The organism is Rhodopila sp. (assembly GCF_965277825.1).
Taxonomy (GTDB): Bacteria; Pseudomonadota; Alphaproteobacteria; order Acetobacterales; family Acetobacteraceae; genus Rhodopila.
Genome location: NZ_OZ255846.1, coordinates 4,287,501 through 4,313,488 on the forward strand (window position 1 = coordinate 4,287,501; position 25,988 = coordinate 4,313,488).

25 protein-coding genes, 1 tRNA gene and 1 pseudogene (1 of these 27 only partly in view) are annotated in these 25,988 nt (G+C 65.2%); 9 read left to right on the forward strand and 18 right to left on the reverse strand.

What is annotated here, in order from left to right; translation table 11 throughout:
* From ACQY4T_RS20760 to ACQY4T_RS20770, 3 genes are all read right to left on the reverse strand, one after another.
* Positions 1-64, reverse strand: the start of a protein-coding gene (locus ACQY4T_RS20760) for an NAD-dependent epimerase/dehydratase family protein (protein ID WP_428534566.1). 923 nt of this gene lie to the left of the window's left edge; the window shows 64 of its 987 coding nt (coding positions 1-64); it begins with the start codon at positions 62-64; the stop codon falls past the left edge of the window.
* Between the two features lie 13 nt (positions 65-77).
* Positions 78-677, reverse strand: coding sequence for a D-sedoheptulose-7-phosphate isomerase (locus tag ACQY4T_RS20765; protein ID WP_428534568.1), 600 nt, complete (start codon positions 675-677; stop codon positions 78-80).
* Between the two features lie 80 nt (positions 678-757).
* Positions 758-1,543, reverse strand: a complete 786-nt coding sequence (locus ACQY4T_RS20770) for a 3-hydroxybutyrate dehydrogenase (protein ID WP_428534570.1) — start codon at positions 1,541-1,543, stop codon at positions 758-760.
* Positions 1,544-1,686: 143 nt separating this feature from the next.
* Here ACQY4T_RS20770 and ACQY4T_RS20775 point away from each other — a divergent pair, with 143 nt between their 5' ends.
* Positions 1,687-2,856 carry a patatin-like phospholipase family protein gene (locus ACQY4T_RS20775; RefSeq protein WP_428534572.1) on the forward strand — a complete coding sequence of 390 codons (1,170 nt, stop codon included), beginning with the start codon at positions 1,687-1,689 and terminating at the stop codon, positions 2,854-2,856.
* 51 nt (positions 2,857-2,907) lie between these two features.
* On the opposite strand, the gene ACQY4T_RS20780 is transcribed toward ACQY4T_RS20775, so the two are convergent.
* Positions 2,908-3,168, reverse strand: coding sequence for a CBU_0592 family membrane protein (locus ACQY4T_RS20780; RefSeq protein ID WP_428534574.1), 261 nt, complete (start codon positions 3,166-3,168; stop codon positions 2,908-2,910).
* A gap of 207 nt (positions 3,169-3,375) precedes the next feature.
* On the opposite strand from ACQY4T_RS20780, the gene ACQY4T_RS20785 reads away from it, so the two are divergent.
* The 3 genes from ACQY4T_RS20785 (at position 3,376) to ACQY4T_RS20795 (ending at position 5,638) form a co-directional block, all read left to right on the forward strand.
* Positions 3,376-3,858 carry a peroxiredoxin gene (locus ACQY4T_RS20785; RefSeq protein WP_428534576.1) on the forward strand — a complete coding sequence of 161 codons (483 nt, stop codon included), beginning with the start codon at positions 3,376-3,378 and terminating at the stop codon, positions 3,856-3,858.
* Positions 3,859-4,157: 299 nt separating this feature from the next.
* On the forward strand, positions 4,158-5,333 hold the full coding sequence (locus ACQY4T_RS20790; RefSeq protein WP_428534578.1) for a M20 aminoacylase family protein: 1,176 nt from the start codon (positions 4,158-4,160) through the stop codon (positions 5,331-5,333).
* Positions 5,333-5,638: a (2Fe-2S)-binding protein gene (locus ACQY4T_RS20795; protein WP_428534580.1), complete on the forward strand. Its 306-nt coding sequence runs from the start codon at positions 5,333-5,335 to the stop codon at positions 5,636-5,638. Before ACQY4T_RS20790 ends, ACQY4T_RS20795 begins: the two co-directional genes overlap by 1 nt.
* A gap of 86 nt (positions 5,639-5,724) precedes the next feature.
* Here ACQY4T_RS20795 and ACQY4T_RS20800 read toward each other — a convergent pair.
* Positions 5,725-5,800 (reverse strand) — tRNA-Ile (locus tag ACQY4T_RS20800).
* 110 nt (positions 5,801-5,910) lie between these two features.
* Positions 5,911-9,453, reverse strand: coding sequence for an ATP-binding cassette domain-containing protein (locus ACQY4T_RS20805; RefSeq protein ID WP_428534582.1), 3,543 nt, complete (start codon positions 9,451-9,453; stop codon positions 5,911-5,913).
* Between the two features lie 249 nt (positions 9,454-9,702).
* Here ACQY4T_RS20805 and ACQY4T_RS20810 point away from each other — a divergent pair, with 249 nt between their 5' ends.
* On the forward strand, positions 9,703-10,620 hold the full coding sequence (locus ACQY4T_RS20810; protein ID WP_428534584.1) for a LysR family transcriptional regulator: 918 nt from the start codon (positions 9,703-9,705) through the stop codon (positions 10,618-10,620).
* An 84-nt stretch (positions 10,621-10,704) separates the two neighbouring features.
* A complete protein-coding gene (locus ACQY4T_RS20815; RefSeq protein WP_428534586.1) occupies positions 10,705-11,376 on the forward strand; it encodes a cysteine hydrolase family protein in 672 nt (223 codons plus the stop codon).
* A gap of 369 nt (positions 11,377-11,745) precedes the next feature.
* Here the strand turns inward: ACQY4T_RS20815 and rutD are convergent, their stop codons facing one another.
* From rutD to ACQY4T_RS20850, 7 genes are all read right to left on the reverse strand, one after another.
* Positions 11,746-12,522: a pyrimidine utilization protein D gene (gene rutD / locus ACQY4T_RS20820; protein WP_428534588.1), complete on the reverse strand. Its 777-nt coding sequence runs from the start codon at positions 12,520-12,522 to the stop codon at positions 11,746-11,748.
* Positions 12,523-12,528: 6 nt separating this feature from the next.
* Positions 12,529-12,918: a pyrimidine utilization protein C gene (rutC, locus tag ACQY4T_RS20825; protein ID WP_428534590.1), complete on the reverse strand. Its 390-nt coding sequence runs from the start codon at positions 12,916-12,918 to the stop codon at positions 12,529-12,531.
* A gap of 10 nt (positions 12,919-12,928) precedes the next feature.
* A complete protein-coding gene (gene rutB / locus ACQY4T_RS20830) occupies positions 12,929-13,690 on the reverse strand; it encodes a pyrimidine utilization protein B (RefSeq protein ID WP_428534592.1) in 762 nt (253 codons plus the stop codon).
* Entirely contained in the window at positions 13,690-14,766 is a 1,077-nt protein-coding gene (rutA, locus tag ACQY4T_RS20835; protein ID WP_428534594.1) for a pyrimidine utilization protein A, read from the reverse strand. Before rutA ends, rutB begins: the two co-directional genes overlap by 1 nt.
* A gap of 60 nt (positions 14,767-14,826) precedes the next feature.
* Positions 14,827-15,645, reverse strand: a complete 819-nt coding sequence (locus ACQY4T_RS20840; RefSeq protein WP_428534596.1) for an alpha/beta fold hydrolase — start codon at positions 15,643-15,645, stop codon at positions 14,827-14,829.
* 89 nt (positions 15,646-15,734) lie between these two features.
* Positions 15,735-16,499: an enoyl-CoA hydratase gene (locus ACQY4T_RS20845; RefSeq protein WP_428534598.1), complete on the reverse strand. Its 765-nt coding sequence runs from the start codon at positions 16,497-16,499 to the stop codon at positions 15,735-15,737.
* A gap of 33 nt (positions 16,500-16,532) precedes the next feature.
* A complete protein-coding gene (locus ACQY4T_RS20850) occupies positions 16,533-17,411 on the reverse strand; it encodes an N-formylglutamate amidohydrolase (RefSeq protein ID WP_428534600.1) in 879 nt (292 codons plus the stop codon).
* A gap of 114 nt (positions 17,412-17,525) precedes the next feature.
* Here ACQY4T_RS20850 and gpt point away from each other — a divergent pair, with 114 nt between their 5' ends.
* Complete coding sequence (gene gpt / locus ACQY4T_RS20855; protein WP_428534602.1) at positions 17,526-18,002, forward strand: xanthine phosphoribosyltransferase; 477 nt, start codon at positions 17,526-17,528, stop codon at positions 18,000-18,002.
* Positions 18,003-18,032: 30 nt separating this feature from the next.
* Here gpt and ACQY4T_RS20860 read toward each other — a convergent pair whose 3' ends face one another.
* The gene (locus tag ACQY4T_RS20860) at positions 18,033-19,451 is read right to left on the reverse strand and encodes a mannose-1-phosphate guanylyltransferase/mannose-6-phosphate isomerase (protein WP_428534604.1); all 1,419 of its coding nucleotides are present in this window, start codon (positions 19,449-19,451) and stop codon (positions 18,033-18,035) included.
* Positions 19,452-19,588: 137 nt separating this feature from the next.
* On the opposite strand from ACQY4T_RS20860, the pseudogene ACQY4T_RS20865 reads away from it, so the two are divergent.
* Together ACQY4T_RS20865 and ACQY4T_RS20870 are read left to right on the forward strand one after the other, a co-directional pair.
* Positions 19,589-19,765 (forward strand): annotated as a pseudogene (locus ACQY4T_RS20865) (SelT/SelW/SelH family protein); the annotation flags it as partial.
* Positions 19,766-19,968: 203 nt separating this feature from the next.
* Positions 19,969-22,074 (forward strand): sodium-translocating pyrophosphatase, encoded by a 2,106-nt coding sequence (locus tag ACQY4T_RS20870; protein WP_428534606.1) that lies wholly within the window; start codon positions 19,969-19,971, stop codon positions 22,072-22,074.
* 210 nt (positions 22,075-22,284) lie between these two features.
* On the opposite strand, the gene ACQY4T_RS20875 is transcribed toward ACQY4T_RS20870, so the two are convergent.
* The 4 genes from ACQY4T_RS20875 to nudC all read right to left on the reverse strand — a co-directional run bounded on the left by ACQY4T_RS20875 (position 22,285) and on the right by nudC (position 25,546).
* Entirely contained in the window at positions 22,285-22,767 is a 483-nt protein-coding gene (locus tag ACQY4T_RS20875; protein WP_428534608.1) for an aromatic-ring-hydroxylating dioxygenase subunit beta, read from the reverse strand.
* On the reverse strand, positions 22,764-23,996 hold the full coding sequence (locus ACQY4T_RS20880; RefSeq protein ID WP_428534610.1) for an aromatic ring-hydroxylating oxygenase subunit alpha: 1,233 nt from the start codon (positions 23,994-23,996) through the stop codon (positions 22,764-22,766). Before ACQY4T_RS20880 ends, ACQY4T_RS20875 begins: the two co-directional genes overlap by 4 nt.
* 153 nt (positions 23,997-24,149) lie before the next feature.
* The gene (locus tag ACQY4T_RS20885) at positions 24,150-24,617 is read right to left on the reverse strand and encodes a DUF488 family protein (RefSeq protein WP_428534612.1); all 468 of its coding nucleotides are present in this window, start codon (positions 24,615-24,617) and stop codon (positions 24,150-24,152) included.
* Positions 24,617-25,546: an NAD(+) diphosphatase gene (gene nudC, locus ACQY4T_RS20890; RefSeq protein WP_428534614.1), complete on the reverse strand. Its 930-nt coding sequence runs from the start codon at positions 25,544-25,546 to the stop codon at positions 24,617-24,619. The genes ACQY4T_RS20885 and nudC overlap by 1 nt, the downstream gene beginning before the upstream one ends.
* Positions 25,547-25,988 lie beyond the last annotated feature (442 nt).

Genomic DNA, 25,988 nt, shown 5'->3' on the forward strand with positions numbered 1-25,988 from the left:
CCAGCAGCGCGTCAGCCACATGGTAACCGATGAAACCGGCGCAGCCGGTGACCAGAACCTTCACCACTAAGCACCCCTCACGACAGCGGGCGCCCGACGATGCGGTCCTCCAGCAGTTCCAGCACCGCGTGGCCCAAGGCGATATGGCACTCCTGGATACGCGCCGTCTCGTTGTCGGGCACCAGCAGGGCCAGATCGCAAAGACTCAACGCCGGTTCCCCGCCGCCGCCCAGCAGGCCCACGGTAACGATCCGCATCTCCCGCGCCGCCTGCAACGCCCGGATCACGTTGCCGGACCGCCCCGACGTGGTGATGCCGAACAGCACGTCTCCGGGTCGGCCCAATCCGCGCAACGGCCGCTCGAACACCCGGTCGTAGCCATAGTCGTTGCCGCATGCGGTCAGCATCGCGGGATCGAGCGTCAGGGCCAGGGCCGCGATCGAATCCCGTTCATGGCTACCGCGCAACCGTATCAGCATCTCGGTGGCGAGATGTTGGCTGTCCGCCGCCGAACCGCCGTTGCCGCAGAACATCAGCTTGCCGCCACCGCGCAGGCTGGCCTCACAGGCATCCACAACATCGATCACCGCATCCGCCAATTCCGTAGCCACACGGCGCTTGAGCTCGGCCGACCGCGTCATCATCGCGGTAAACCGGGCCGCTTCGGAAACCTGCATCGCAAACTCCGTCGGCTATGCGGGCGGACCGGACGCCCGCGCAACGCACCAAGCCAACCGTGTTCTACATCACAGCGATGTTATTGCGCTACCCATCCGCCATCGATCGACAGCGGCGCCCCGGTGATCGTGCTCGCCGCATCGGAGCAGAGGAAAACCGCCAAACCGCCGATCTGTTCGGGTGTCGTAAATTGTGCCATCGGCTGCTTTTCGGTAACGAACGCCAACGTCTCCTTCGCCACCGACGAGGCGTCCCGCGCCGCCCGTTCCTGCAATTGCTTCTCCACCAGCGGGGTCAGCACCCAACCCGGACAGATCGCATTGACGGTAACGCCCTGGTTCGCCAATTCGATCGCCGCCACCTTGGTCATCCCGATCACGCCATGCTTGGCCGCGACATAGGCGACCTTCTGCGCACTGGCGACCAGCCCGTGCGCCGAGGCGATATTGATGATCCGGCCCCAACCCTTGGCCTTCATCGCCGGGATCGTCGCCTTCATCCCGAAGAACACCCCCGAAAGATTGACGGCGATGATCTGGTCCCATCGCTCGTCGGGGAAGTCCTCGACGTTCGCGGTGAACTGGATGCCGGCATTGTTCACCCATATGTCCGGCGACCGCATCGATGTCGCGCACTCCGCGACCATCGCCGCGATCTGCTCCGGCTTGCTGATATCGGCACCGTTGTAGCCGACCTCGACGCCGTGGGTCGCGGCGATCTCGGCCCGTATCGCCGCAATCCGAGCCTGCTCGCCGAAGCCATTCAGCATGACGTCCGCCCCGGCGGCCGCCAAGGCACGCGCAATCCCCAGCCCGATCCCGCTGGTCGATCCGGTTACCAAAGCGAGTTTTCCGTTCAGGCTCATGGCTTGTCCTTTATCCCATTGCTTTGGCCCATTCCGCCGCCGGCGCTCGTTACGTCGGATCATGAACCAGCATTGCCGCTGGTCATAGCACCCGATAAGCACGACGCGACCCGGCAAACTTGACGCGGGAGCGAAAGGAAGTCATGGCCCCTTCGATGCCATCCCGCCCGCTGCCGCCGATCCTGCCTGGGCGCCACCCATGGCGTCCGCATGGCTGCGATAACATCGCCCTGGTGCTGCAAGGCGGCGGTGCGCTGGGTGCCTACCAGGCCGGGGTCTATCAGGCGCTGCACGAGGCCGGGGTGCAGCCCGACACCGTGGCCGGTGTCTCGATCGGCGGCATCAACGCCGCAATCATCGCCGGCAATCCGCCCGAACGTCGCATTCAGCGTCTGCGAGACTTCTGGGAAGGCATCACCGCCCGCCCGGTCAGCCTGTTCACCCTGGACGGAGACGCTGCCCGCAAGGCGACCAACGTCTGGTCGGCGCTGCTGACGACCACTCTGGGTCAGCCTGGCTTCTTCACACCGAACTGGCTGAACCCGTGGATCAGCCCGCGCGGGTCGGCCACCGCGACCGCGTTTTATGACACGACGCCGTTGCACGAAACTCTGTTGCGCCTGGTGGATTTCGGTCTGCTGAACAGCGGCGCGGTGCGCTACGCCGCCGGGTCGGTCAACGTCCTGAACGGGAATTTCGCCTATTTCGACAGCACGCAAACCGAGATCCAGCCACGGCACGTGATGGCGGGCGCCGCCCTGCCCCCGGCGTTTCCCGCCATCCAGGTCGGCACCGACTTGTACTGGGACGGCGGCCTGGTCTCCAACACCCCGCTGCAGCATGTGCTGGACAATGCCGAATGCCGCCACATGCTGATCTTTCAGGTCGACCTGTTCAGCGCCCGCGGCCCCGCACCGCGCGACATGGACGACGTGCTGGTTCGGCAGAAGGACATCCAATACTCCAGCCGCACCCGCCTCGTTACCGACTATTTCCGCGACCGTCACGCACGCGACCTGGTCGCCAAACGCCTGCTGGCCAAGATCGACGACGACCGGCTGGACCCCGACGAGCGGGCGCTCAAGGCCCGCCTGGCCCGCATCCCCGAGGCCACCATCCTGGAACTGATCTACCAGCAGGCCGCCTATGAAACCCAGGCCAAGGACTACGAGTTCAGCGCCGCCTCCATGCGCGAGCATTGGAACAGCGGCTACTCGGATACCAAACGCACTCTGCGGCACCGCGACTGGCTGGAGGTTTCCGAGCGCCACGCCGGCGTCAGCGTCCACGACATCCACCGAACCGACGACTGACCCGGTGACCGCGATGATCAGGTCCGCCGCTCCCTCCGGGTCGAGCACGGTCTATTCATGGCGCTTTAGCCGGCGGGTCCAGTAGCGCAGCAGCCCATAGAGGCTGATCGCGGCCCAAAACAGTTCCAGCAGGACAGACGGCAGATTCCAGGCGTCGGCCAGGGACACCAGCACCAACAGCGCCCCGAGCAGATTGATCGCCGGAAAGCTCCAATTGCCGACCTTCAACCAGCCCTGCAAGGTGGCGAAGTAAGCGATGACGTAACAGCCGGCTCCAGCAATCCCGGCGGCGATATACGGATCCCGTCCCATCGTCAGGGATCTACCAGGACTTCCCGCCGACCCGCCATCACCGGACCGGCTGATCGCATCATCAGCCGGATCATCGGCGCCAGCCCGACCCCAGTCCAATGATGGTCCTGGCTCGGGGGGTGACTTCCCCGGCCGGCGCGGCTAGGACTCGGGGTCTGCCGCCATCAAGCCGCGGCAGTCGGAAATCCTTGCGGGAGCAGATGAACTATGACGATCAAGGTCGGCGACACGATCCCTTCGATGAAACTGATGGTGGCGACGGCGGGCGGCCCGAAAGAGACCTCAACCGACGAAGTCTTCAAGGGCAAGAAAGTCGTCCTGTTCGCGGTGCCCGGCGCGTTCACGCCAACCTGCAGCGCCAAGCATCTGCCCGGCTTCGTGCAGAATGCCGGCGCGATGAAGGCGAAGGGCGTCGACACTATCGCCTGCATCGCGGTTAACGACGTGTTCGTCATGGACGCCTGGGGCAAGGAACAGGGCACCGGCGAAAACATTACCATGCTGGCCGATGGTGCCGCCGCCTTCGCCAAGGCGATCGGGCTCGAGCTGGACCTGAATGGCCGCGGCATGGGGTGGCGCAGCCAGCGCTACGCGCTGATCGCTGAGGACGGCAAGGTCACCCATCTGGGCATCGAAGCGCCGGGCGGCTTCGAGGCCAGCAAGGCCGAGGCAATCCTCGCCGCACTTTGATGCTGGCGTCCTGCGCCGGACGTTCGCCGCACTTCGCGGCGGACGGGCCGGATCAGCAGGCCACTGAAAACAAACAACTGCTGTCGCGAATTCGACATTTGACTGATAGAGTGAGCCTTGGCCTTGGGATACTGGACGCCGAGCATAGGATCGGCGCCGTCCGATACTATCCACCGTATCGCTGCCGCCCGAACCGCCGCCGTCCCTCCGACCGTTCACCGCGTCACCCCGGCACCGGGTCTGGCAAGCCAGCGTGCGCATGATAAGCTCGTCCCACCAATAGCTCCGGGGAACATGCGATGACCCAGTCCACGCTCGATCGTACGCGGCTTTATCAGAACGAACTCGCCGCCATCCGGCGCGACATCCACGCCCATCCGGAACTCGGCCTGGAGGAATACCGCACCGCCGACCTGGTGGCGGCGAAGTTGGAGGAATGGGGCATCGAGGTGCATCGCGGGGTCGGCAAGACCGGCGTCGTCGGCGTGCTGCGCAACGGCAACGGCCAAGCCGCGATCGGCTTGCGCGCCGACATGGATGCGCTGCCGATCCTGGAGGCGACCGGCTTGCCGCACGCCAGCCAGAACCCCGGCCGGATGCACGCCTGCGGCCATGACGGCCACACCACGATGCTGCTGGGCGCGGCAAAATACCTGGCGGAAACCCGCAACTTCAACGGCACCGTCAACTTCATCTTCCAGCCCGCCGAGGAAGGCGTCGGCGGCGCGCTGGCAATGTTGCAGGACGGCCTGTTCGAGCGCTTCCCCTGCAACCAGGTCTACGGCATGCACAATCGCCCCGGCCTGCCGGTCGGCAAGTTCATCACCGGATCCGGCGCCCGGGCCGCCGGGGGCGCCTTCTTCGATATCACCATCACCGGCAAGGGCGCGCACGGCGCCCACCCGCAGCAGAGCGTCGATCCGGTCGTCGTCGCCTGTCATTTGGGGACTGCACTGCAGTCGATCGTGTCTCGCAATATTTCCGCCCAGGACACCGCGGTGCTGAGCATCACCCGCATCCACAGCGGCGACGCATACAACGTGATCCCCCAATCGGCGCTGATGGCCGGCACCGTACGCACCATGAAGCCGGAGGTGATGACCGCGATCGAGCACAACATGAAGCGGCTCGCGGTCAGCATCGCGGCCGGCTTCGGCGCCGAGGCAACGGTCGATTTTCGCGTCATCTTCGCAGCCATGGTGAACGACGACGCCGAGGCAGTCGCCTATGGCGATGCCGCCGCCGCGCTGGTCGGTGAGGACAATGTGCGGCGCGACGGTCCGCCCGGCATGGGGTCGGAAGATTTCAGCTTCATGATGGAGCAGGTGCCCGGCGCGCATATCAACCTGGGCAACGGTGACAGCGCGGCGCTGCACAATCACCGCTACGACTTCAACGACGAGACGATCCCCTATGGCGTTGCGCTCTACGCCACGATCACCGAGAAGAAGCTTCCCAAGGGCACCGCTGACTGATGCTGACGAGACCCCCTGGCGGGCCCCCGGGGAACGACCTGACCATCTGGTTCGAAGGCGCGCCTATCGCCGCCCGGGCGAGTGATAGCGTTGCGGTGGCGCTGCTCGCCGGCGGGATCGTCGCGACCCGGAGCACCGCGATATCCGGCAGTCCACGCGGGCCATTCTGCATGATGGGAGCATGCTTCGAATGCCTGGCGGTGGTGGATGGTACATCCAACGTGCAGACCTGCATGACGCCGGTGCGGGATGGGATGCGCGTCTTTCGGCAAGATGGTGCCAAGCAGATTAATGCGAAATTCTGAAAGCTGAAACAGCGCCAGGCGCAACATTCTCCAGTCGCAGTGCTTCAGGCTAGCCCGAAAGCGTGGGTGTCGGATAATCCGAAATTTGGTGGGCCGGGGAGGATTTGAACCATCCGACCTCACGCTTATCAAGCGTGTGCTCTGACGCTGAGCTACCAGCCCATCCAGCGACAACATGACCGAAACGAGGCGGCATCGGAATCCACAATACCGTTACCGAAGCGATTGGTCCTCGCCGCCCGGCCTCACCACCCGCAACACAGCGGCCAGGCTTAAGCAGCGACCCCGGCCATTTGATGATCCACCAGGCGCCGGTAGAATCCACCGCGGGCGATCAACTGGTCGTGGCTCCCGGCCTCGATCACCCGTCCATCCCGCAGCACCAGGATCAGATCGGCTGACTGGATCGTCGACAGCCGATGCGCGATGACAATCGTCGTCCGATCCGCCATCAGGGCATCCAGCGCGCCGCGGACCGCCTGCTCACTGATCGTATCCAGGTGGGAGGTTGCCTCGTCCAGGATCAGCAGCGGCGCGTCCTTCAGGAAAGCCCGGGCGATCGCGATGCGCTGCCGCTGGCCGCCTGAGAGCTGCACGCCCCGCTCGCCGACGCGGGTGGCCAGACCGTCCGGCAGCGCCGCGACGAAGCCCCCCAGGGCGGCTCGCGACAACGCCAGAAGTACCTGTTCGGGAGAGGCGTCGGGCCGCGCCAGCCGGACGTTCGCCTCCAGCGTATCGTTGAACAGATAGGTGTCCTGCGCCACCAAGGCGATACTGCCGCGCAGTCCGTCCAGCGTCAGGTCGCGCAGATCGACACCGCCCAGCTTGATCGATCCGCTCGCGGGGTCCCAGAAGCGCAGCAGCAAATTCGCTACCGTCGTCTTTCCGGCGCCGGATGGCCCGACCAGGGCGACGGTGGCACCGGCCGCTACCTCGAACGCCATCGCGGTCAATGCCGGCGCCGAACGGCCGGCATAGGTGAAGCCGACAGCGTCGAACTGAACCCCCGATCCGCCGGTTGGTTGGCGTGCACCATCGGTGATCAGCACGGGCTCCGCCTCCACCACCGCCAGGCGGCGTGTCGAGGCGATGGTATCGGCCAGTTGCCGCCCTACCTGGGCAATTTCGGAAACCGGCAGGAACGCCGCGATCGAGATCAGCACCAGCAGCGGCAGCATCGCCGGCGCGATCATGCCGCCCGCCACCAACATCGCCCCGATCGCCGCCACGGCGAGGCCGCCCAGGCTGGTGACGGCATCGAGCGCGGCGGCCTGGAACGATAAATCGGCCAGCAGCGACAGCCTCAGCTCCTGATACGTCCCGACCGCGGTCTTGAAACCGTCGCGCCGGCGCTCGGCGGCTCCAAACATCACCAGTTCGGCCAGCCCCTGGATTGTTTCGGTCGCGTAGGCACCGATCAGCCCCAATGCACCGCGGGCGGAGGTGCCCAGCCGGTCGATCCGGCGGCGGCCGAGCAGCGGGGAGGCCGCGGCGTATGCCAGGAACGGGGCCAGGACCAAGGCTAGCGGCCAGGCCATCCAGGCCAGCGCCGCGACCACGCTGAGCGGCACCAGCACCGCGACGATCGCCGGCGCAATCGTGTGCGCAAAGAAATATTCGACGGTCTCGACATCCTGGGTGGCCAGCGCCACAAGGTCCCCCGAACGGCGGCGCAACAGATAAGCCGGCGCCAGCGCGTCGAGTTTTCTGAACAGATCGACCCGCATGTCGGCAAGCAGCGCGTAGGCCATGGCGTGGGCGATCCAGGATTCCAGCCAATGCAGCAGGCCGGCAAGCGGCGCGGTCACCAGCAGCGCGGTGATCAGCGTCGCGGTCGACGAGCCATTGCGCACGGCGCCCAGCACCAGCGCGCCCAACACGCTGACGCCGATGAAGGCGACCACCCGGCCGATGCCAGTCAGCACGGTCACCGCCAACTGGCCGCGATACGGACGCACGACCCGCAACAAGGTCCGAATCGTCGCCGGCCAGGTCACCTGAGCGGCATCCTCGGACAGGCTGCCGACGACCGCACCGGAGGCTAAGGCATCCGGCTGGCCGTCGGGCGGACCAAGACCGGTCTCGAGCCGGGGCATGACAATGCTGTCCGGTTCGCCGATTTGCGATCGCATCAGATCCCGATACGGACCGGCTTGGCCGATCAGGTCTCGATGATGGCCGGACTGCACCACCGCGCCGTTGTTCAGCACCACGATCCGATCGGCCCCGATCACGCTGGACAGCCGGTGCGCCAGGATCAACGTGGTGCGGCCGGTCATCAGCCGCTCCAGCGCCTGCTGGATGATCGATTCGTTCTCGGCATCGACCGAGGACAGCGCCTCGTCCAGCACCAGGATCGGCGAATCGCGCAGCAATGCTCGGGCGATCGCCAGGCGCTGGCGCTGGCCGCCCGAGAGTTGTGTGCCGCGTTCGCCGATCACCGTCTGGTAGCCGTCGGGCAAGGCGGAGACGAAGCCGTGGGCATTGGCCGCGGTAGCGGCGGCAACCACCTCGGCATCCGACGCGCCGGGCCGGCCGAGTCGGAGATTGTCCTCGACGCTGCCGTGAAACAGGTAGGTGTCCTGCGAAACGATGGCGATCATGCCGCGCACCTGCTCCGGGTCCAGGTCTGCTATATCGCGGCCGCCGATGCGGATACTGCCGGTTTGCGCCTGGTGCAGCCGCGACAGCAGCCGCACGATGGTCGATTTGCCGGCGCCGCTGGGTCCGACGATGCCGACCCGCTCGCCCGCTCCGATGCGGAAGCTGAGGCCACAGTGGGCCGGCTGGCGGCCGCCGGGATAGGCGAAGGCGACGTTGTCGAAGACGATCTCCGGCGTCAGGTCGGGGGCGGGCGCGCCGCGTGGCGCGGGCGCGTCGGTGTCCAGCAGGTCGAGGATTCCCACAGCCGCCGCCTGCCCGTTCAGCCCCTGATGCAGCACGCCGCGCAGGTCGCGCAACGGACGAAAAATCTCGGTGCCGGCCATCAGTACGATCAACAGCGCCTCCAGGCTCATTTCGCCATGGCGGACACGCCACGCGCCGAGCGCCAGCGCGGCGGCGGACCCAAAGGCAGTGCCAAGGTCGGTGAAGCCCCGCGTCAGCACGTTCAGCGACAGCACCCAGAACGTGCTGTCTGACAGGGCTCGTGCCTTTGTAGCCAGCATGCGGCCATAGGCGGCACTCTGGCCGAAGGCTTTCAGGGTCGGCAGGCCCTGGACAGCATCGAGGAACTCCTCGCCGAACGACTTGAAGGCGGATTGCCGGGCGCGCGAGGCAACGGCGGTCCGGCGGTGCACCATCGCCGGCAGGATCAGCGTGAACAGCGCAGCGGCCAGCATCACCGCAGCGACCGGGATGTCCCACCATGCGATGAACACGAAGATCGCCAGCGGCGCGCAGACCGCGATCGTCACCTGCGGCAGATATTGGCCAAAGAACGATTGAAGCTGCTCGACGCCATCGACCATTGACAACATCACGCCGCCGGTCCGCTCGGCCCCGAACCAGGCCGGGCCGAGTGCGATGATCTTGTCGAACAACCGCCCCCGTAAGGTCTCCTGCACCCGCGCAGCGGTGCGGTTGGCGATCATGACGCGGTGGTGGTCGAACCAGGCGCGCAGCAGGATCGCCGCAGTGGCGGCCAGCAGCGGTGCCACCAGCATCTGGCCGCGGAACACGCCAGCCAGGAACCGTCCGAGGAAGGCGAAGCGGGCGATGCCGACCGCCAAGGCGAGCAGGCCGAAACCGCTAGACAGCGCCATGCGCCCGCGCACGCCAGCCGTCATCCGCCACAGTTTCAAGTCGAAATGCATGGACCGATCATCCTTCAACTCTCCGGCGCCGTCGATGCTTGGTCACATCCGCCACGGGGCTTGGTGGCGTCCGCCACGGGCGTGGCCATGAACGCCGGTTCCCTCGTCCCACGCCAGTCCGCGAAGCCGCGACCGGCGTTTGCAGAAATGCAACCCCCCGGAAGCCGGTGTCTGCCCGCACAGGCCGGTTTGTGGAAGCCGGGAGCGATGCCATGCTGCGGGCCGAACAGGCTGCCCAGGAGGGCTCTGGTGCTTCGTTGGGACGATATCCGCTTGCTACTGGCCGTCGCGAGCCAGGGAAGTTACGCCCGAGCCGCTCAGCAGGAAGGCGTCAGCCTGGCCACCGTCGGGCGGCGCTTGCGCGCGCTGGAACACTCTCTTGGCGCCACATTGATCGAGCGGCGGTCAGATGGCCACAGGCTTACGCCGCAAGCCGAGGCACTGCTGCCCGCTGCCAGCCGGATGGCCGCCGCCGCGAGCGATCTGCACGCCAGTGTCGAGCCCGGGCACGCCGAAATCCGCATCCTGGCGCGGGAATGGGAAGCGCTGTTCTTGATCCGCTGCCTGCGCAAGCTTCGGGCGGCGCTGCCGAACATCGAACTGCTGATTGGTTACAAGCACTGGCCCGACCTCGGCCGCTGGGAGGCTGAACTGGTGCTCACCGACCACGTGCCGAGCGACGGTCCGGTGATCGCTCGCAAGCTGGGACGCATGGCGTTCGCCGTGTACGCCAGCCACGGATTCATGCAACAAGCGGGCGTGCAACAGGCGGGTCAGGTGCTGACCGAGGACCACTACCATAAGCACACCTGGGTCCGCTTCACCCCGGCACATCGGTATTTCGCCTCGGAGCAGTGGCTGACGCGCCGTGGTCTTGACGCCGTGCCGGCCGCCCACCGTTTCGATAGCGGCTTCATGATCCTGGAAGCGGTGCGGGACGGGGTCGGGCTGGGCTTATTGCCCGTCTGGCTGGGCGAGCCGGATCCGTCGCTGCGGCGAGTGTCCGGCGTTCTGCCCGACCTGACCCACGAAACCGGCTACCTGATGAATGCCGAGCTTCGGCATGAGCCGAGGCTGCGGGCGGTGGCGGAGGAGATCAGCGCCTTGTTCCGGCGCGAGCGGGCCAGCCTGTTGGGCGCGGCAATCAGGCCCGCAGCCGATCCCTGAACGGGCTTGTTATGCTTGCGAACGGGTTCCGCTCCGCTGGCCCAAAGTTTGCCTCGTTTTTCGCACAAACGCTCGAGGGCGATAATGCGGATCGAGGCCGAACCCTATGAATACAGTCTGAATTTTCCCGCCGCCGCGCTGCTGATTATCGACATGCAACGCGACTTTCTCGAACCTGGCGGATTCGGCGAGATGCTGGGCAACGACGTTTCCCGGCTCCGCCGCACGATCGAGCCGAACAAGGCGCTGTTGGCGGCCTGGCGAGCGGCCGGCGGACTGGTGATCCACACCAGGGAAGGCCATCGCCCCGACCTCGCCGACCTGCCGCGGGCGAAGAAAATTCGCGGCCGCGGCGCGACCAGCATCGGTGATCCCGGACCAATGGGCCGCATTCTGGTGCGCGGCGAGGCCGGCCACGACATCATTGCCGAACTCTATCCAGCGGTCGGGGAGCCGGTGATCGACAAACCCGGCAAGGGCGCCTTCTTCGCCACCGATCTGCACGCCATCCTGCGACACCGAGGCATCCAGCAGCTTGTGGTGACCGGCGTCACGACAGAAGTCTGCGTCCATACCACGGTGCGGGAGGCCAACGACCGCGGCTTCGAATGCCTGGTCGTCGGCGACTGTTGCGGGTCCTATTTTCCCGAATTCCACGACACCGGATTGCGGATGATCGCCGCACAGGGAGGCATTTTCGGCTGGGTCGCACCGTCGGCCGTCGTCATCGAGGCGCTGGCGCGCAAAGCAGCATGATGAAAGATACGGCAAAATGAGCGCGAATCCGGCAATCGGCGCTCGGCCGAAGTTCTGGGTCGGCGGCGCTGCACGCCGGCGCATACCGGCCGAGACAATCTTCTTCCCAAAGTCTTTCTGCGTTTATCAACCTTGATCGGCGTGCATCCGTGTTCCAAACCTTCGGCGCACTCAGTATGAAGGCCGATTTGTGCCCCGACCGGTTTTGGGTCGACAGGAGAATTTAACCGCGGATGAACACTGATGCACGCGCATCGGGCAGGTCGGGGCTGCGACCTATTGTCCTGGCACGGGATCATTCCGTCTGATCATCGCGAAGCTCGGCACCCTAAGCAATCCCAAGATTTTTCTGGGATCAAAGTTGACGCTTCAAGCTGGTAGCAGGAACGCCTTCACCAGGGCGTCGAATCCAACCGGGTCGGTGATGTTGCAAGCGTGCCCGCCATGTTCCAGAAGTTTCAACTGAACCTCGGGCAATTGGTCGGCGAGGTTGATCGCACAGGTGTACGGTACTAGCACGTCGTCGCGCGCGGCAACAACCAGGCAGGGCGCGACGATGCCGGGGATGGCAGCCGTCAGGTCGAATGCCTCGATCGCCTCGATACGGCGCAGAACCGTCTCGGTCGACGGGAAGTGCGCTATGCCGGCGGCGTCCTGTTCAACAAGCCAATCCTGCCGGTCGGCCAGCCAGGCGGCAGGGTAGAGAAACAGCGGTTGAGCTTGCACATAGGCCGCGACCCCAGTGTTCGACAAAAGACTCTTGCGTGCGGCGAAGCAGCGCAGCGTGTGAGCATGCGTCCTGGCCCAGGCATTCACCAGGATCAGCCGATCCACCAGCGCCGGCCGATCGACCGCCAGTTGCAACCCGATCAGGCCGCCCAGTGCGTGTCCAACGAAGTGCGCCCGCCGCACACCGAGGTTGCCGAGCAGCGCGGCGACCTCGACGGCCATGTCGGCAATGGCGTAGCCAAACGGCAACGTCGCGCGGCTGCGGCCGGTGCCGTTCTGATCGTAGGCAATGACCCTGAAATGCGTCGCCAGCGCCGCAATGTGCGCCGCCCAGTATTGCGCCGCGCCGCCGAGGCCGGAGCATAGCAGCACGGTCGGCGCGCCGGCGTCGGTCCGGCCGTGGATTTCGTGATACAAAGCTCGCTACTTTTTCCCGACATGGGCGATGGTTGCGATCTCCACCAGCGCATCCGGCTTCACCAAGCCGCACTGGATGCAAAACCGCGCCGGCTTGTCGCCCGGAAAATACCCGGCATACACCGTGTTCATCGCCGCATAGTCAGCCCAGTCGCGGATGAAGATCGAATTGAAGGTCACATCCGCCATGCCGCCGCCGGCGGTTTCGATCACCGTCTTGATGCTGTCCAGCACATGGCGGGTTTGCGCCGCCGCGTCGCCGACATGGACCACGTTGTTGTCCTTGTCGAATGCGAGCGTGCCGGAGACATAGACCACACCGTCCGCCATCGTGCCCGGCGAGAAGGGGGCGATCGGCGTGCTGCTGCCCGGCGGCAGAACGACGGTTTTGGGCATGATTATTCCCTCAATTGCTGGAGGTTGTCGCGGCCGTGGTCAACGGAGCGCTTTGCCCGATCACGCCGCAAAAATCGGCGACGGTGGAGACCCAGCCAAAGAATTTCTCAATGTTATACAGCGCCGCCTGCCGCACGAAGTCCGGCCCGGCATGATGCGTCGCGTCTTCCAGCACGACAGCGAAATATTCCAGGTGAAACGCATCGCGTAGCGAGGACTCGACGCAGACATTGGTGGCAATGCCGGTGAACACCAGGTTGCGGATGCCGCGGGCACGCAAAACGCTGTCGATGTTGGTGTTAAAAAAGCCGCTGTAGCGGGTCTTGGGGATCACGATGTCGCCCGCACGCGGGGTCAGCGCATCGACGATGGCATAGTCCCAGGTGCCCTTCGCCAGCAGGCTACCCTTCAGCTCCGGCCTGGCGCGCATCGTCTTCAGCGCGTTCGACTTATGGAAGTTGGGCGACCCCGAGGTACCAGCCTCGACATAGTCCGGGTCCCAGCCGTTCTGGAAGAAGATCACCGTCAGGCCGGCGGCACGGGCGGCATCGAGCGCGAGCTTGGTCTTCGCGATCGCCGGCGGCGCGCCGGACACGTCGAAGCCGGCGATGTCGAGGTAGCCGCCGACACTTGCATAGGCATTCTGTATATCGACCACGATGACCGCGGTTTCCGACGGCTTCAACCGCAGCGGCTCGGGCCTCGCGGGCAGCGTGACGCTGCCGGTGGGCGCGTCGGGGGCGGCGTAGCCGGCGGCAACCGGGTCATCCATCAGGCGGCCTCCACATGCTTGCGCGACTGCATCAGCGGTTGAATGCGCGCGCCAAAATCCTCGGTGCCTTTGACGAAGTCGTCAAAAGTCAGCAGCACGCCGTCGCAACCCGGCACGCTCGCCACCTCGTCCAGCAGCCGCGCGACGGTTTCGTACGACCCGACCAGCGTTCCCATGTTGATGTTCACCACCGAGACCGGATCGACCATCTGGCGCACATTGGTGTCGCCGCCCGAGGCCTTGTCGACCGCCGACTGGTCGACCAGCCACTGCACCGCCTCCTGGTCGGTGCCGGCCTTGTAGTGCTCCCACTTGGCGCGCGCCGCGTCATCGGTGTGATCGGCGATGATCATGAACAACGCATAGGCGGTGACCTTGCGCCCGGTCCTGGCGGTTGCCTGGTTCAGCTTGACCACGGTGGGGGCAAAGGCGACGGGCGTGTTGACGCCCATGCCGAAGCAGAAGTTGTAGTCCGCGTATTGCGCCGAGAACGCCATGCCGGCCTCGCTTTGCCCGGCGCAGATGATCTGCATCGGCATGCTTGGACGGGGGCTAAGGCGGCAATCGTCCATCCGGAAGAATTCACCCTTGAAGTCAGATTTGCCGGTCTCCCACAACTGCCGCATGACCTGGATGTATTCCGACACATATTTGTAGCGGTGGCCAAAATATTCGTCGCCCGGCCACAGCCCCATCTGGGAGTATTCCGGTTTCTGCCATCCGGTGATCAGGTTCAGACCGAACCGGCCGCCGGAGATCGAATCGATGGTCGAGCACATCCGCGCCGCGATCGCCGGCGGGATCGCCAGCGTCGGGCAGGTGGCGAACAGCTTGATGCGGGTGGTCACCGCCGCCAGCCCCGCCATCAGCGTGAAGGACTCAAGATTGTGGTCCCAGAACTCGGTCTTGCCGCCGAAGCCGCGCAGCTTGATCATCGACAGCACGAAATCCAGCCCATATCGCTCCGCGGTCAGCGTAACCTGCTTGTTCAGCGCGAAACTCGGCCAGTATTGCGGCGAATTCTCCGAGATCAGCCAGCCATTGTTGCCGATGGGGATGAAAACGCCGATGTTCACGCCAAGCCTCGCCGACAGGTTCAACGACTGTTTAGCAAGAACGGCGCCACACAAGCATCATCAGACTGGGCCTGGATGGGCGGAAATCCCAACCCCATGGGCGATGAAGCTCTCGATCAACCGATTTGTTTGCTGGGCTTCATCGAGCTGCGGGAAATGGCCGGTTTCGGGGATGATTTCGATCCGGGCCTTGGCAACGCTGGAGCGAAGCATATCGAGATAGGGTGTGGTCTGCCCGGCTTTCAGCGACTGCCGCTGGCGATTCTCATTGCTGTAGGTCGTTTGCAGGGCCATGACCGGCACCCGCAGAATGCCCAAGGATGACGCCAGACGCGTGACATCATAGCGCTGCAGATCGGTCAGCATCCGTTCCCCGATCGGCTGGGGCAGGCGCAAGGCTCGGTCGCGCGCAAACGCCGCAACGGACGGTTCGCTGCTGGCGGTGAACATGTCGGTGAACATCTCGGTCAATATCGTGGCCAGGCCGTCCGGGTCAGCCAAGCGCTGTCGCAGAACGTCCGCCATGGCAGGGGCGAACTGGCTGCCATCGACCAGGATCACCGCCGCGCTGTGCTGGGGTGATTGCAACGCTGTCTCGATCACGACCCGACAGCCCAAGCTGTGCCCGACCAGCATGGCGGGGGGCAAGCGCAATGCTCGCATGACCTCGGCCACATCGGCGCCATAGCGCTCGATCGAGCAATCCGCTGCCGCCGCGGAACTTTTGCCATGTCCGCGCAGATCGACCGTAATCGTTTGATGAAGCGGCGAGAAATGCGCCACCTGCGCATCCCAATCAGACAGCGCGCAGCCGAAACCATGCACGAACACGATCGGGGGCGCGCCTTGTCCGGTGACCACGTGATGAATAAGCGCCATTTCCCACCCTCTGAGCCCGACTTGGTGATACGCGATATGCCGCGATGGACCTCACGCCAAGCCGGTCGGTTCCGAATGCGAACGACGGCTTACGAAAAGCCGGAAAAATCCGGTTTCCGCTTCTCCAGGAACGCCTGAAACGCCTCCGCCGCTTCGGGTGAGCGAACCCGCTCGCGGAACACCGCCATTTCCTGCTCGATGCGCCCGGCGACGTTGGGGCGTCCGTGCTTCATCAGGTCCTTGGTCTGGCGCACCGCGGCTGGCGGCAGCGCAGCAAGTCGGGTGGCGACCGCACGAGCAGCGGTCATCAATTCGGCATCGGCGACGACCTGGTTGACCAGGCCCCACCGATGCGCGGTCTCCGCATCGAACGGGTCGCCCAACAGCAAGAGCGCGCTGGCCCGCTGATGCCCCACCAGGGCCGGAAACAGCAGCGAGCTGGCGGCCTCGGGAACCAGACCCAGGCTGGTGAACGGCATGACGAAGCGCGCCGAACGCGCGGCGATCACCAGGTCGGCGTGGGCCAGCATGGTGGTTCCGACGCCGATCGCCGCGCCGTTGACCGCCGCGACCAGAGGCTTCGCCAGTGACGACAAGGCGTCCAGGAAAGCGGCGGCCGGTGATGCCTCATCAGCGGCCGAGCGCGCCTGGAAATCAGTGATATCGTTGCCGGAGGTGAAGCTGTCGCCGGTGCCGCTGACCAGCACCACCCGAATTCCGGGGTCCTCGTCGGCCCGCCGGAACGCGTCCACGACGGCACCATACATTGCCGCGGTCAGGGCATTCTTTTTTTCCGGACGGTTGAAGATGACTTCCAGCACCGAACCGGCCTGGGCGATCAGAACATGGCTCATCGGCTACCTCCGTTTGTTCTGCCCCGTTAAGCTCTAGCCGATCAGGTCGTGGACCTGCAGGGTGATCGACTCGACCAGTTCGGTGATCTGACGTCGAACGAACGAAAACCGTGCCAGCCGCTCGATACGGGCCTCGTCCATGTACAACGCCCGGGCAATCTCGATCTGCAGCACATGCACGTCGTCGGCGGGGCGGCCGTAGTGCCTGGTGATGAAGCCGCCGGCATAGGGGTCGTTGCGGCGAACCAGATATCCCTTGCCGGTCAGCAGGGCCTCGGCGGTTCGGGTAACCCGCGATGCGCAGGCCGACCCGTGCAGGTCGCCAAGCACGAAATCCACCGGCCGGCTGTTCGCCCGCTTGCCCTGGCCGGACGGCATCGAGTGGCAGTCGATCACCAAACAGTAGCCAAACCGGTCCTTGATGTCGCCAATCAGGCGGGTCAGCGTGTCGTGATACGGGCGCCAATAGGTGTAGATCCGCCGCTCCGCCTCCGCGAACGCCAGCTTCACTGCATAGATCGGTTCCCCCGAGGCCACCACTTTGGCGATCGTGCCAAGACCCGCGTTCACTCGCGAGCTGGTCGTGTTCACCCAGTCCGGCAAACTATCGGTGAACATCGCGGGGTCGAGCTCCCACGCCTCTCGGTTGGCATCGCAAAACGCGCGCGGGAAGTTGGCCGCCAGCAAGGGGGCGCCGTTCAGCGGCGCGGCGTCGAACAGTTCATCGACGAAGCAATCCTCGCTGCGCCGCAAGCTGAGCGGGCACAGCCGGACACCCGCCATCAGGTCGTTCGAATAGACACGTCCGGAATGTGCCGAGGTGAATATCACCGGGGCGAACGGCCGCTCCGGTGCCAGCAGCCGGTACGGCACGATTTGTTCGGCCTCAGGCAGGGATACGAAAGCGTCCATCGCCGTATCAAAGCCGCAGTGGATGAAAAAGTCACTATCCTCAAACACTCAGCGGGCGGCGGAGCCGTGCAGAACCCGCTTGCAACCGTGGCCGGTTTATGTCGAGAAAAGCTTATGGCAACGCATTACTATGCCGTCACCTGGGACCAGTTGCATCGTGACGCTCGCGCGCTGGCCTGGCGGCTGATGGATCTGGGTCCGTTCAAGGGCATCGTCGCGATCAGCCGTGGCGGCCTGATCCCGGCCGCGATCATCGCCCGCGAACTGGATCTGCGCCTGGTCGAGAGCGTCTGCGTGATTACCTACCAGGACGAAACGCGCGGCGAACCCCAGATCACCAAGCCGCCCGCCGCGGCCGGCGACGGCGCCGGCTTTCTGATCGTTGACGACCTGGTCGATTCCGGCACCACCGCGCGCGTGGTCCGAGCCGTGTTGCCGCAAGCGCATTTTGCCTGCGTCTACGCCAAACCGGCCGGCCGGCCGGCGGTCGACAGCTTCGTCACCGAAGTGTCGCAGGACACCTGGATATTGTTCCCGTGGGACACCGAACCCCAATTCATCGAACCACTGGCCCGCCGCGGCGGTGCTTGAAGCATCCCACCCGGTCAAGCCGCCGACGTCTCAGGCCCGGCCGTAGGTGTCTTCCAGCCGGACAATATCGTCCTCGCCGAGATACGCGCCGGACTGCACCTCGATGAGGGTCAATGGTATCCGGCCCGGATTTTCCAGCCGGTGCACGCAGCCCAGCGGCAGATAGACGCTTTCATTTTCCTGCACGATCAAGCTATCGGCGTCACGGGTGACCCTGGCGGTGCCGTTGACCACGACCCAATGTTCGGCGCGGTGGAAGTGGCTCTGCAGCGACAATTGCCGGCCGGGGCTGACGACGATGCGCTTGACCTGGAATCGATCGCCCTGGATCAGGCTCTCGTAGTAACCCCAGGGACGGTAGCTTCGATTGTGCGCGACCGCCTCCGAACGTCCGGCGGCCTTCAACCGCTCGACGATCTTCTTGACGTCCTGGGCCTGGCCGCGATGCATCGCCAGCACGGCATCCTCGGTCACCACCACCACGGCGTCCTTCAGGCCGACCACCGCGGCCAGCATGCCGTCGCTGCGGACATAGCAATTCTCCGCCCCCTCCAGCACGACATCGCCCAGCGCGACGTTGCCGGCGGCGTCCTTGGCGCCAAGCTCCCAAAGCGCGCTCCAGCTTCCCACGTCCGACCATCCCAGATCCGCCGGCACCACTGCGGCTCGACTGGTCCGTTCGGCAACCGCGTAGTCAAGGCTGATTGACGGGCAGGCCTTGAAGGCTTCGATGCCGAGCCGGATGAAATCCAGATCGGCCTTGCGGTCGGCGAACGACCGGCGCACCGCCGCCAGCACCTCGGGCGCGTGCTGTTCCAACTCCTCCAGCAGGCTGCGGGCGGTGAACACGAACATGCCGGAGTTCCACAGATGCCGACCGTCCGCGACAAGCCGGGAGGCGGTGGCGGCGTCGGGTTTCTCCAGGAACCGGGCCACCGCGTAAACACCCTCCGCGCCGGTCAGTTGGTCGCCCATTTCGATGTAGCCATAGCCGGTCTCGGGCGCGGTCGGCTTCATGCCGAAGGTGACGATCCGGCCGGCGCGTGCAGCCAGGGCGGCGGCTCGCAGCGCGCTCTGCAACGCCGTATCGTCGGCGATCGCCGCATCCGCCGCCATCATCCAAAGCACCGCGTCGGGATCGTCCACCAGCAGGGCGGCGGCGGCGATCGCCGGAGCGCTGTTGCGGCCAACCGGTTCCAGCAGGATGCGGGCATTATCGATGCCGACTTCGCGCAATTGTTCAGCAATCAGGAACCGATGCTCGTTGTTGCAGACCACGATGGGCGGCGCGAACCCAGGGTCGCCGGCGCGCAACGCGGTTTCCTGCATCATGGTGCGCTGTGACACCAGTGGCCAGAGCTGTTTGGGAAAGCTTTCGCGCGAGACCGGCCATAGCCGCGTGCCGGAGCCGCCGGACAGGATGACGGGGACAATACGGTGCTCTGTCATGGGCAAAATCCTGAAGTCGTTCCTTTCTTGCCGATTCCATCCCTGGATGCCAAGCTGATAGCGATGCAACGACCTGAAGGAATAATGAAAAGATGCGAATTGAAATCGAATTCTGTGGCATGTGAGGCTACGAGCCGCGTGCGATCGCGGCGCGGGACCTGATCCTGAAGACCCATCCGGACGCCGAGATTGCGCTGCGCAAGTCCGGCGGTGGGGTTTTCGAAGTTACCGTCGACGGCCGGCTGGCGTTCTCGAAACGGGCGACCGGTCGCTTTCCGACGGAGCAGGAGGTGATGTCGGGCCTCACTGATTAGCCGTTCGGTGAGGCTGACACTCTGGTTCCATGCGCGACGCCGCGGTGCCTGCCGCGTGACGGCGGCCTGCAAGCGTAATTAAACAACGTCCATCGGCGATTGCCGGATGCGTGTGCTTCTGGCATACGCCGCGGCCACGAAGAGGGGCGCGCGACGCGGCGACGGTCAAGCCTGGACGAACCAATGAGGAGGGGAAACCCCTGATGTTTGCGGCGAAATTCCTGATCATTCTGTGCGGCCTGGCGGCGCTGGTCTACGGTCTGATCACCAGCCGGCAGGTGCTTGCCGCGGATGCCGGAACCACCCGGATGCAGGAGATCTCGGCGGCGGTTCAGGAAGGTGCCCGCGCCTATCTGAACCGCCAATACACCGCGATCGGCATCGTCGGGGTAGTTATTCTGATCCTGCTGGCCCTGATCCTCGGCATTCACACGGCGATCGGCTTCCTGATCGGCGCCGCGCTGTCGGCCGCGGCCGGCTATATCGGCATGAACGTCTCGGTTCGCGCCAACGTCCGCACCGCGCAGGCCTCACGCCGGGGAATGGCCGCCGGGCTCGATGTCGCCTTCAAGGCCGGCGCGATCACCGGAATGCTGGTGGTCGGCCTCGGTCTGCTGGGCGTCGCCGGCTACTATTTCGTGCTGCGCGGCAGCGGCCCGATCGACGACGACCAGCTTCGCAAGGTGCTGGAGGCGATGGTCGCGCTCGGCTTCGGCGGCTCGCTGATCTCGATCTTCGCCCGATTGGGCGGCGGCATCTTCACCAAGGGTGCCGATGTCGGCGCCGACCTGGTGGGCAAGGTCGAGGCCGGCATCCCCGAGGATGACCCCCGCAACCCCGCGGTGATCGCCGACAACGTCGGCGACAATGTCGGCGACTGCGCCGGCATGGCCGCCGACCTGTTCGAGACCTACGCGGTGACCATCGTCGCGACCATGCTGCTGGCCGGGATCTTCTTCACCGGCGCGGTGCGCGATGCGTTGCTGATGTTGCCGCTCGGGATCTGCGCGATCTGCATCCTGACCTCCATCGCCGGCACCTATTTCGTCAAGCTCGGTCCGGACAACGGCATCATGAAGGCGCTCTACCGCGGACTGATCGTGACCGGCGGCCTGTCGGTGGTCGGCATCGCCATCATCATCCTGCTCACCGCCGGCCTGACCACGCCGTTGCCGCTAACCGGCGGCGGAACGGTGAACGGCTGGGACCTGTTCGTCTGCGCCCTGGCCGGACTGGTCGTCACCGGGCTGATCGTGGTGATCACCGAATACTACACCGCGACCGAATACCGCCCGGTGAAGTCGATCGCGCAAAGCTCCACCACCGGGCACGGAACCAACGTGATCCAGGGGCTGGCGATCTCGATGGAGGCCACCGCGCTGCCGGTGGTGGTGATCAGCATCGGCATCATCGTCACCTACCTGATGGCCGGCCTGTTCGGCATCGCCGTCGCCGCCACTACGATGCTGTCGCTGGCCGGCATGATCGTGGCGCTCGACGCCTACGGCCCGGTCACCGACAACGCCGGCGGCATCGCCGAGATGGCCGACCTGCCGGCCGAGGTCCGCGTCACCACCGACGCCCTCGACGCCGTCGGCAACACCACGAAGGCGGTCACCAAGGGCTATGCGATCGGGTCCGCCGGCCTCGCATCATTGGTGCTGTTCGCCGCCTACACCCAGGACCTGACACACTACTTCCCTGCCCTGCACGTCGATTTCGCGCTGCAGAATCCGTTCGTCGTGGTCGGCCTGTTCATCGGCGGCATGCTGCCATACCTGTTTGGCGCGATGGGCATGACCGCGGTCGGGCGCGCGGCCGGTTCGGTGGTGGTGGAGGTTCGCCGCCAGTTCAGCGAGATACCGGGCATCATGGAAGGCACCGGCAAGCCGGAATACGGCAAGGCGGTCGATTTGCTGACCAAGGCGGCGATCAAGGAGATGATCCTGCCGTCGCTGTTGCCGATCGGCGCCCCCATCGTGCTCTGGGTGGTGATCGACATCATCGCCGGACGCGCCGCGGCATTCGCCTCGCTCGGCGCGATGCTGCTGGGCACCATCGTGACCGGACTATTCGTGGCGATTTCCATGACCTCGGGCGGCGGCGCCTGGGACAACGCGAAGAAATATATCGAGGAAGGCAATCACGGCGGCAAGGGATCCGAAGCCCACAAGGCGGCGATCACCGGCGACACCGTGGGCGATCCGTACAAGGATACTGCCGGCCCGGCGGTGAACCCGATGATCAAGATCACCAACATCGTGGCGCTGCTGATGCTGGCAATCCTAGCGAAGTGGTTGGTTGGCTGAATCCGGCCGCTAGTGTCCTGCTCCAAAAGTTCGCCGCACTTCGCGGCGGACGTATGGGATCAGCAGGCCATTGAAACCAAAAAGCTAGTTTCCTGCCCCAGAAGTTCGCCGCGCTTCGCGGCGGACGTAGGGGACCAGCAGGCCACCGAAAAAAACAGCTAGTCGCGAGGCTGATGTTCGCCTGATATAGCGAACTTCGGACTCGCGAAACTAGATCGGAATTGCCACAAGCGTATCGAAGTGGGACGAATCACAGATCACGATTCGCTCGCGAAAGCGCAGTTCGCCGCCCTGATCCGCCAGTCGATCGCGATACCGGCCGGCGGCGAACAGGTCCATCCGGCCGTCCCGCATCGTGCGCACCACCAGGAACGGCGTCTCGGCCCGGATCTCGCCCGCGACGGACCCGATCAGCCGGGCGGTCCCGACAATGTGCCGATAGGTCTGCCGCTCATAGATATTCGCCCGCCGCAGCGCCAGCACGCGATCGGCCAGCATCGACCGGCTGTCGGCATAGACGATCCCCGCCTCGTTGCCGTCGCGCAGATTGTCGGCCGAGGTGATCTTGTAGAGACACTGATCGACGAAAAACCCCGGCCACTCCTCCAGCCGATCGTCATCGATCGCCGCGGCATAGGCGGCGTTCAGCGCCGTGACGCGGACCAACATCTCGGCGAGCCCCACGGCGTTCATTGCCGCATGATCGCCCGCCAGGTCTTCCAAAACCCGCGGATCGCGGTTTCCGTCGCCCTGGTGTCCTGGCTTTCCGTCCCCGCGCCGCCCATTTCCAGCAGCGAGACGCCATCGGCCGCCACCGCCGCGCCGCGCTCGACAAAGTTGCCGATGCAACCATCCTCCATGGAAACGAAACCCGCCGGTCCCGCCAGGTTGAGCTGCTTCAGCCGGCGTCGCCGCAACGCCGGCGCATCGTCGGCATAGCCGAGATAGATCCAGTTGAGATCGGTCTTGTCCACGCCACGCGGGACGAACTGGCGAATCGCCATCACGTTGTAGGTGCGCTGCATCGCAAAGCTGGGGAAGATCGAGATGATCTGCTGGCGCACCCGGTCGCCGTGCTCGTCTTCGGCATCCAGCATGCTGGGATCGGACAGCCGCAACTCGTCATCCACCGAGCGCATGCCGTCATAAGAGTCGTCCGCCTCCTCCGTCGGGGCCAGCGTGGTGGACACATGACAGGCCCCGGTTTCGCTGACACTGACCCCGCCGCCCTGGCTCAGCCGGTTGATGCGGAAGGTCGCGAAGAACACGTGCAGCAGGCTGGCATGATAGGTGTCGCGCACATTCTCGGCATAGAGCTTCCAGTTGTTCGGCAGCACTTCGGTGAACCGCCCGATCACCTGCAGCTTGCGGCTGGCGTTCAGACGCAGCGCGGCGGAGACCTCGGGCCCGATGAAGTCCTCGATGCTGGGCGTCGCATCGGAAAACGTCGCGAACACCAGGCCGCTGAACGTGGCGATGCGCGGCTTGCGCACCACATGGTCTTCGGCACGGAAATCGTCCGGCATGCCACCCTTGCCGTTGACCCCCCGACGGAAGGCGATCGACTTCAGGTTACCGCCCAGGTCGTAGCGCCAAGCGTGATAGACGCAGGTGAAGTCCTTGGCGTTGCCGGCATTGTCCAGGCAGATCAGCGCGCCACGATGCAGACAGCGGTTCTCGAACGCCACGATGTCTCCGGATTCGGTGCGCGCGACCACCACAGGCATGCGGCCCACGAACGTGGTGCGCCAATCCCCGGCGGTGGGGATTTCGCTCTCGAGACAAAGGTAGTTCCACACCGGGCCTTCGAACAGCAGCCGCTGTTCCTGGTCCAGGATCCGCTGGCTCTGGTAGACCTGGAACGGCACTCGGGTCACGCCCTTGGGCCAGCGAACCGCGTCGTCGATCGACATCTGGTCCATCGCCAAGCTCCTGCTGTGCAGCATCGAGGCTAGCTGAGGCGACCGAGGCTGACAAACCATGTCGCACCAGTTCAAGCAGGCGACACCGTAATGGGCGGATCGGGAACGTGCGCGTGCCGACGCCGCAAAAGTCGCGCTCGCGACCGCCACAGCTTACGGCACGGCCAAATGCACCACGGTTTGTCGCGTGTCGGCCACGATCATCTCGGCGACCAGGCGGCGGTGGCAGGTGTTGTGGTCGCGCTCGAAACACAGCAGGCAGGCCGGACGTGGTCGCGAGCGGTCCCGTGCGCCTGCTTCGGCCAGTTGCCTGGCACGAGCCAGGTCCACCTGGGCACGATCGGAGTTCATGTGGTCGCGAAAGATGACCTCCATCCGTTCCGGGTGGCCCGCGCGCACGGCGTCGCGGCCGGGCTTGGGCGTGCCAAGGCCCTGCAGATGGACATAGGCAATCCCGGCCTCATCCAGTGCCGCCGCGAGTTGGCGCTTGGAGAACCCCGGCTTGCGCGACTGCGGCACCGCGCGGACATCGATCAGCAGCCCGACATCGGCTTCGAGCAGCGTGTTCAACACCGCCCCGATCGTGGTGCCCTCGTAGCCTATGGTCGCCAGTGCCGGCATCAACCGTGGGCCAGCCAGTCCTCGATCAGCCGGCGGGCGATGCTGTCCGCGCGCGGCAGCGCGAAACCGTGTCGGTCGGGCTGGCGCATCTCGTCGCGGCTGAACCAGCGAGCATCCTTCAGCTCCTCCGGATCGATGGTGATCTGTTCGCTCAGCGCCTCGGCATAGAACCCCAGCATGATGTTGCCCGGAAACGGCCAGGGCTGGCTTGAGTGGTAGTGGACGTCGCCAACCGCGATCCCGGATTCCTCCAGCACCTCGCGGCGAACGGCCTCTTCCAGGGTTTCGCCGGGTTCCACAAAGCCAGCCAGTGTCGAATACATCGTTGCGCGTGGAAATCGGCTCGAATGGCCCAGCAGCGCTCGGTCGCCGCGATGGACCAGCATGATCACGGCTGGATCCGTGCGCGGAAAATGCTGCGTCTCGCAGACCGTGCATCGCAGCATGTGGCCCGAGCTTTTGACCTCGCACGGATTGCCGCAGACGCTGCAGAACTTGTGCCGCTGGCGCCAGTGCATCAGCCCCCTTGCATGGGCAAGCACCGAGGCTTCCGGGCGCGGCACGCCCCAGCCAACAGAGCGCAGATCGACGAAGCTGCCCAGCGTTTCCGGCAGCAGCGGAACCGGATCCTCGGCGGCGCTGATGTCGAGGGCAAACACCGCGCGGTCCTCCAGGATGCCGAGGAAGGCCCACGGACCATCCTCTTGGATACGCAGCGTATGGGCCATTTCACCGGAAACATAGACCGCTTCGGGATTGCCCTCGCCATTGCCGCGCACCAGGTTCTTGGCCCGCCAGACCGGCACGAACAAGCTCTCGGGGTCGGCGAGCTTCTCCGCGATCCAGCCCGGATCCTCCCGCCGCGTGGCGATGCGGTCGAGCGGAGACGACGAGTAGACGTTGGGGCGGCTGGCCAGAATCAGGGTCACTCGGGGCGGTTTCCGGTTTTCGTGAATGGATTGAGGCGGACCCTGCCACCTGCTGGGGGTTGGGGCAATGCTTTCAGTCTCGCGTTTCGGGGGATCAACCCAGCCGTGGTCCCGCTCGCCCTAAAACCGTGGTTGCCGAGCTTGGCCGCGATGCCGGCTGCCGCGGCGCGCCGCCCCGATCATCGCGTATGCTTTGGCCTGGGGCAGGGGTGTCCGCGTCAACAGCCCGGTGCCGCGGCCGATGGTGCGGCACAGCGGCCCCTTGGGATCGTCAGCGATGCCGGCGCCCTCGATGCTTGCACATTAAAGCGCGCCCCTCGGGAACGCTTTTCGGCTTTGAGCAGCAGGATAGCCGGCACTTCAGCCCGGGACGGGCGCATAATTTTCGCAGTTAAGCCCTCATTAACCTCAGCCAGTTAATAAGTTTCTAGTGTAAGCAAAT

What these genes read in the sequence shown, in the direction of transcription:
- ACQY4T_RS20765 (WP_428534568.1), bottom strand. Translation starts at nt 677, where the DNA reads ATGCAGGTTTCCGAAGCGGCCCGGTTTACCGCGATGATGACGCGGTCG.
- ACQY4T_RS20770 (WP_428534570.1), bottom strand. Translation starts at nt 1,543, where the DNA reads ATGAGCCTGAACGGAAAACTCGCTTTGGTAACCGGATCGACCAGCGGG.
- ACQY4T_RS20775 (WP_428534572.1), top strand. Translation starts at nt 1,687, where the DNA reads ATGGCCCCTTCGATGCCATCCCGCCCGCTGCCGCCGATCCTGCCTGGG.
- ACQY4T_RS20780 (WP_428534574.1), bottom strand. Translation starts at nt 3,168, where the DNA reads ATGGGACGGGATCCGTATATCGCCGCCGGGATTGCTGGAGCCGGCTGT.
- ACQY4T_RS20785 (WP_428534576.1), top strand. Translation starts at nt 3,376, where the DNA reads ATGACGATCAAGGTCGGCGACACGATCCCTTCGATGAAACTGATGGTG.
- ACQY4T_RS20790 (WP_428534578.1), top strand. Translation starts at nt 4,158, where the DNA reads ATGACCCAGTCCACGCTCGATCGTACGCGGCTTTATCAGAACGAACTC.
- ACQY4T_RS20795 (WP_428534580.1), top strand. Translation starts at nt 5,333, where the DNA reads ATGCTGACGAGACCCCCTGGCGGGCCCCCGGGGAACGACCTGACCATC.
- ACQY4T_RS20805 (WP_428534582.1), bottom strand. Translation starts at nt 9,453, where the DNA reads ATGCATTTCGACTTGAAACTGTGGCGGATGACGGCTGGCGTGCGCGGG.
- ACQY4T_RS20815 (WP_428534586.1), top strand. Translation starts at nt 10,705, where the DNA reads ATGCGGATCGAGGCCGAACCCTATGAATACAGTCTGAATTTTCCCGCC.
- rutC (WP_428534590.1), bottom strand. Translation starts at nt 12,918, where the DNA reads ATGCCCAAAACCGTCGTTCTGCCGCCGGGCAGCAGCACGCCGATCGCC.
- rutB (WP_428534592.1), bottom strand. Translation starts at nt 13,690, where the DNA reads ATGGATGACCCGGTTGCCGCCGGCTACGCCGCCCCCGACGCGCCCACC.
- ACQY4T_RS20840 (WP_428534596.1), bottom strand. Translation starts at nt 15,645, where the DNA reads ATGGCGCTTATTCATCACGTGGTCACCGGACAAGGCGCGCCCCCGATC.
- ACQY4T_RS20845 (WP_428534598.1), bottom strand. Translation starts at nt 16,499, where the DNA reads ATGAGCCATGTTCTGATCGCCCAGGCCGGTTCGGTGCTGGAAGTCATC.
- ACQY4T_RS20850 (WP_428534600.1), bottom strand. Translation starts at nt 17,411, where the DNA reads ATGGACGCTTTCGTATCCCTGCCTGAGGCCGAACAAATCGTGCCGTAC.
- gpt (WP_428534602.1), top strand. Translation starts at nt 17,526, where the DNA reads ATGGCAACGCATTACTATGCCGTCACCTGGGACCAGTTGCATCGTGAC.
- ACQY4T_RS20860 (WP_428534604.1), bottom strand. Translation starts at nt 19,451, where the DNA reads ATGACAGAGCACCGTATTGTCCCCGTCATCCTGTCCGGCGGCTCCGGC.
- ACQY4T_RS20870 (WP_428534606.1), top strand. Translation starts at nt 19,969, where the DNA reads ATGTTTGCGGCGAAATTCCTGATCATTCTGTGCGGCCTGGCGGCGCTG.
- ACQY4T_RS20875 (WP_428534608.1), bottom strand. Translation starts at nt 22,767, where the DNA reads ATGAACGCCGTGGGGCTCGCCGAGATGTTGGTCCGCGTCACGGCGCTG.
- ACQY4T_RS20880 (WP_428534610.1), bottom strand. Translation starts at nt 23,996, where the DNA reads ATGGACCAGATGTCGATCGACGACGCGGTTCGCTGGCCCAAGGGCGTG.
- ACQY4T_RS20885 (WP_428534612.1), bottom strand. Translation starts at nt 24,617, where the DNA reads ATGCCGGCACTGGCGACCATAGGCTACGAGGGCACCACGATCGGGGCG.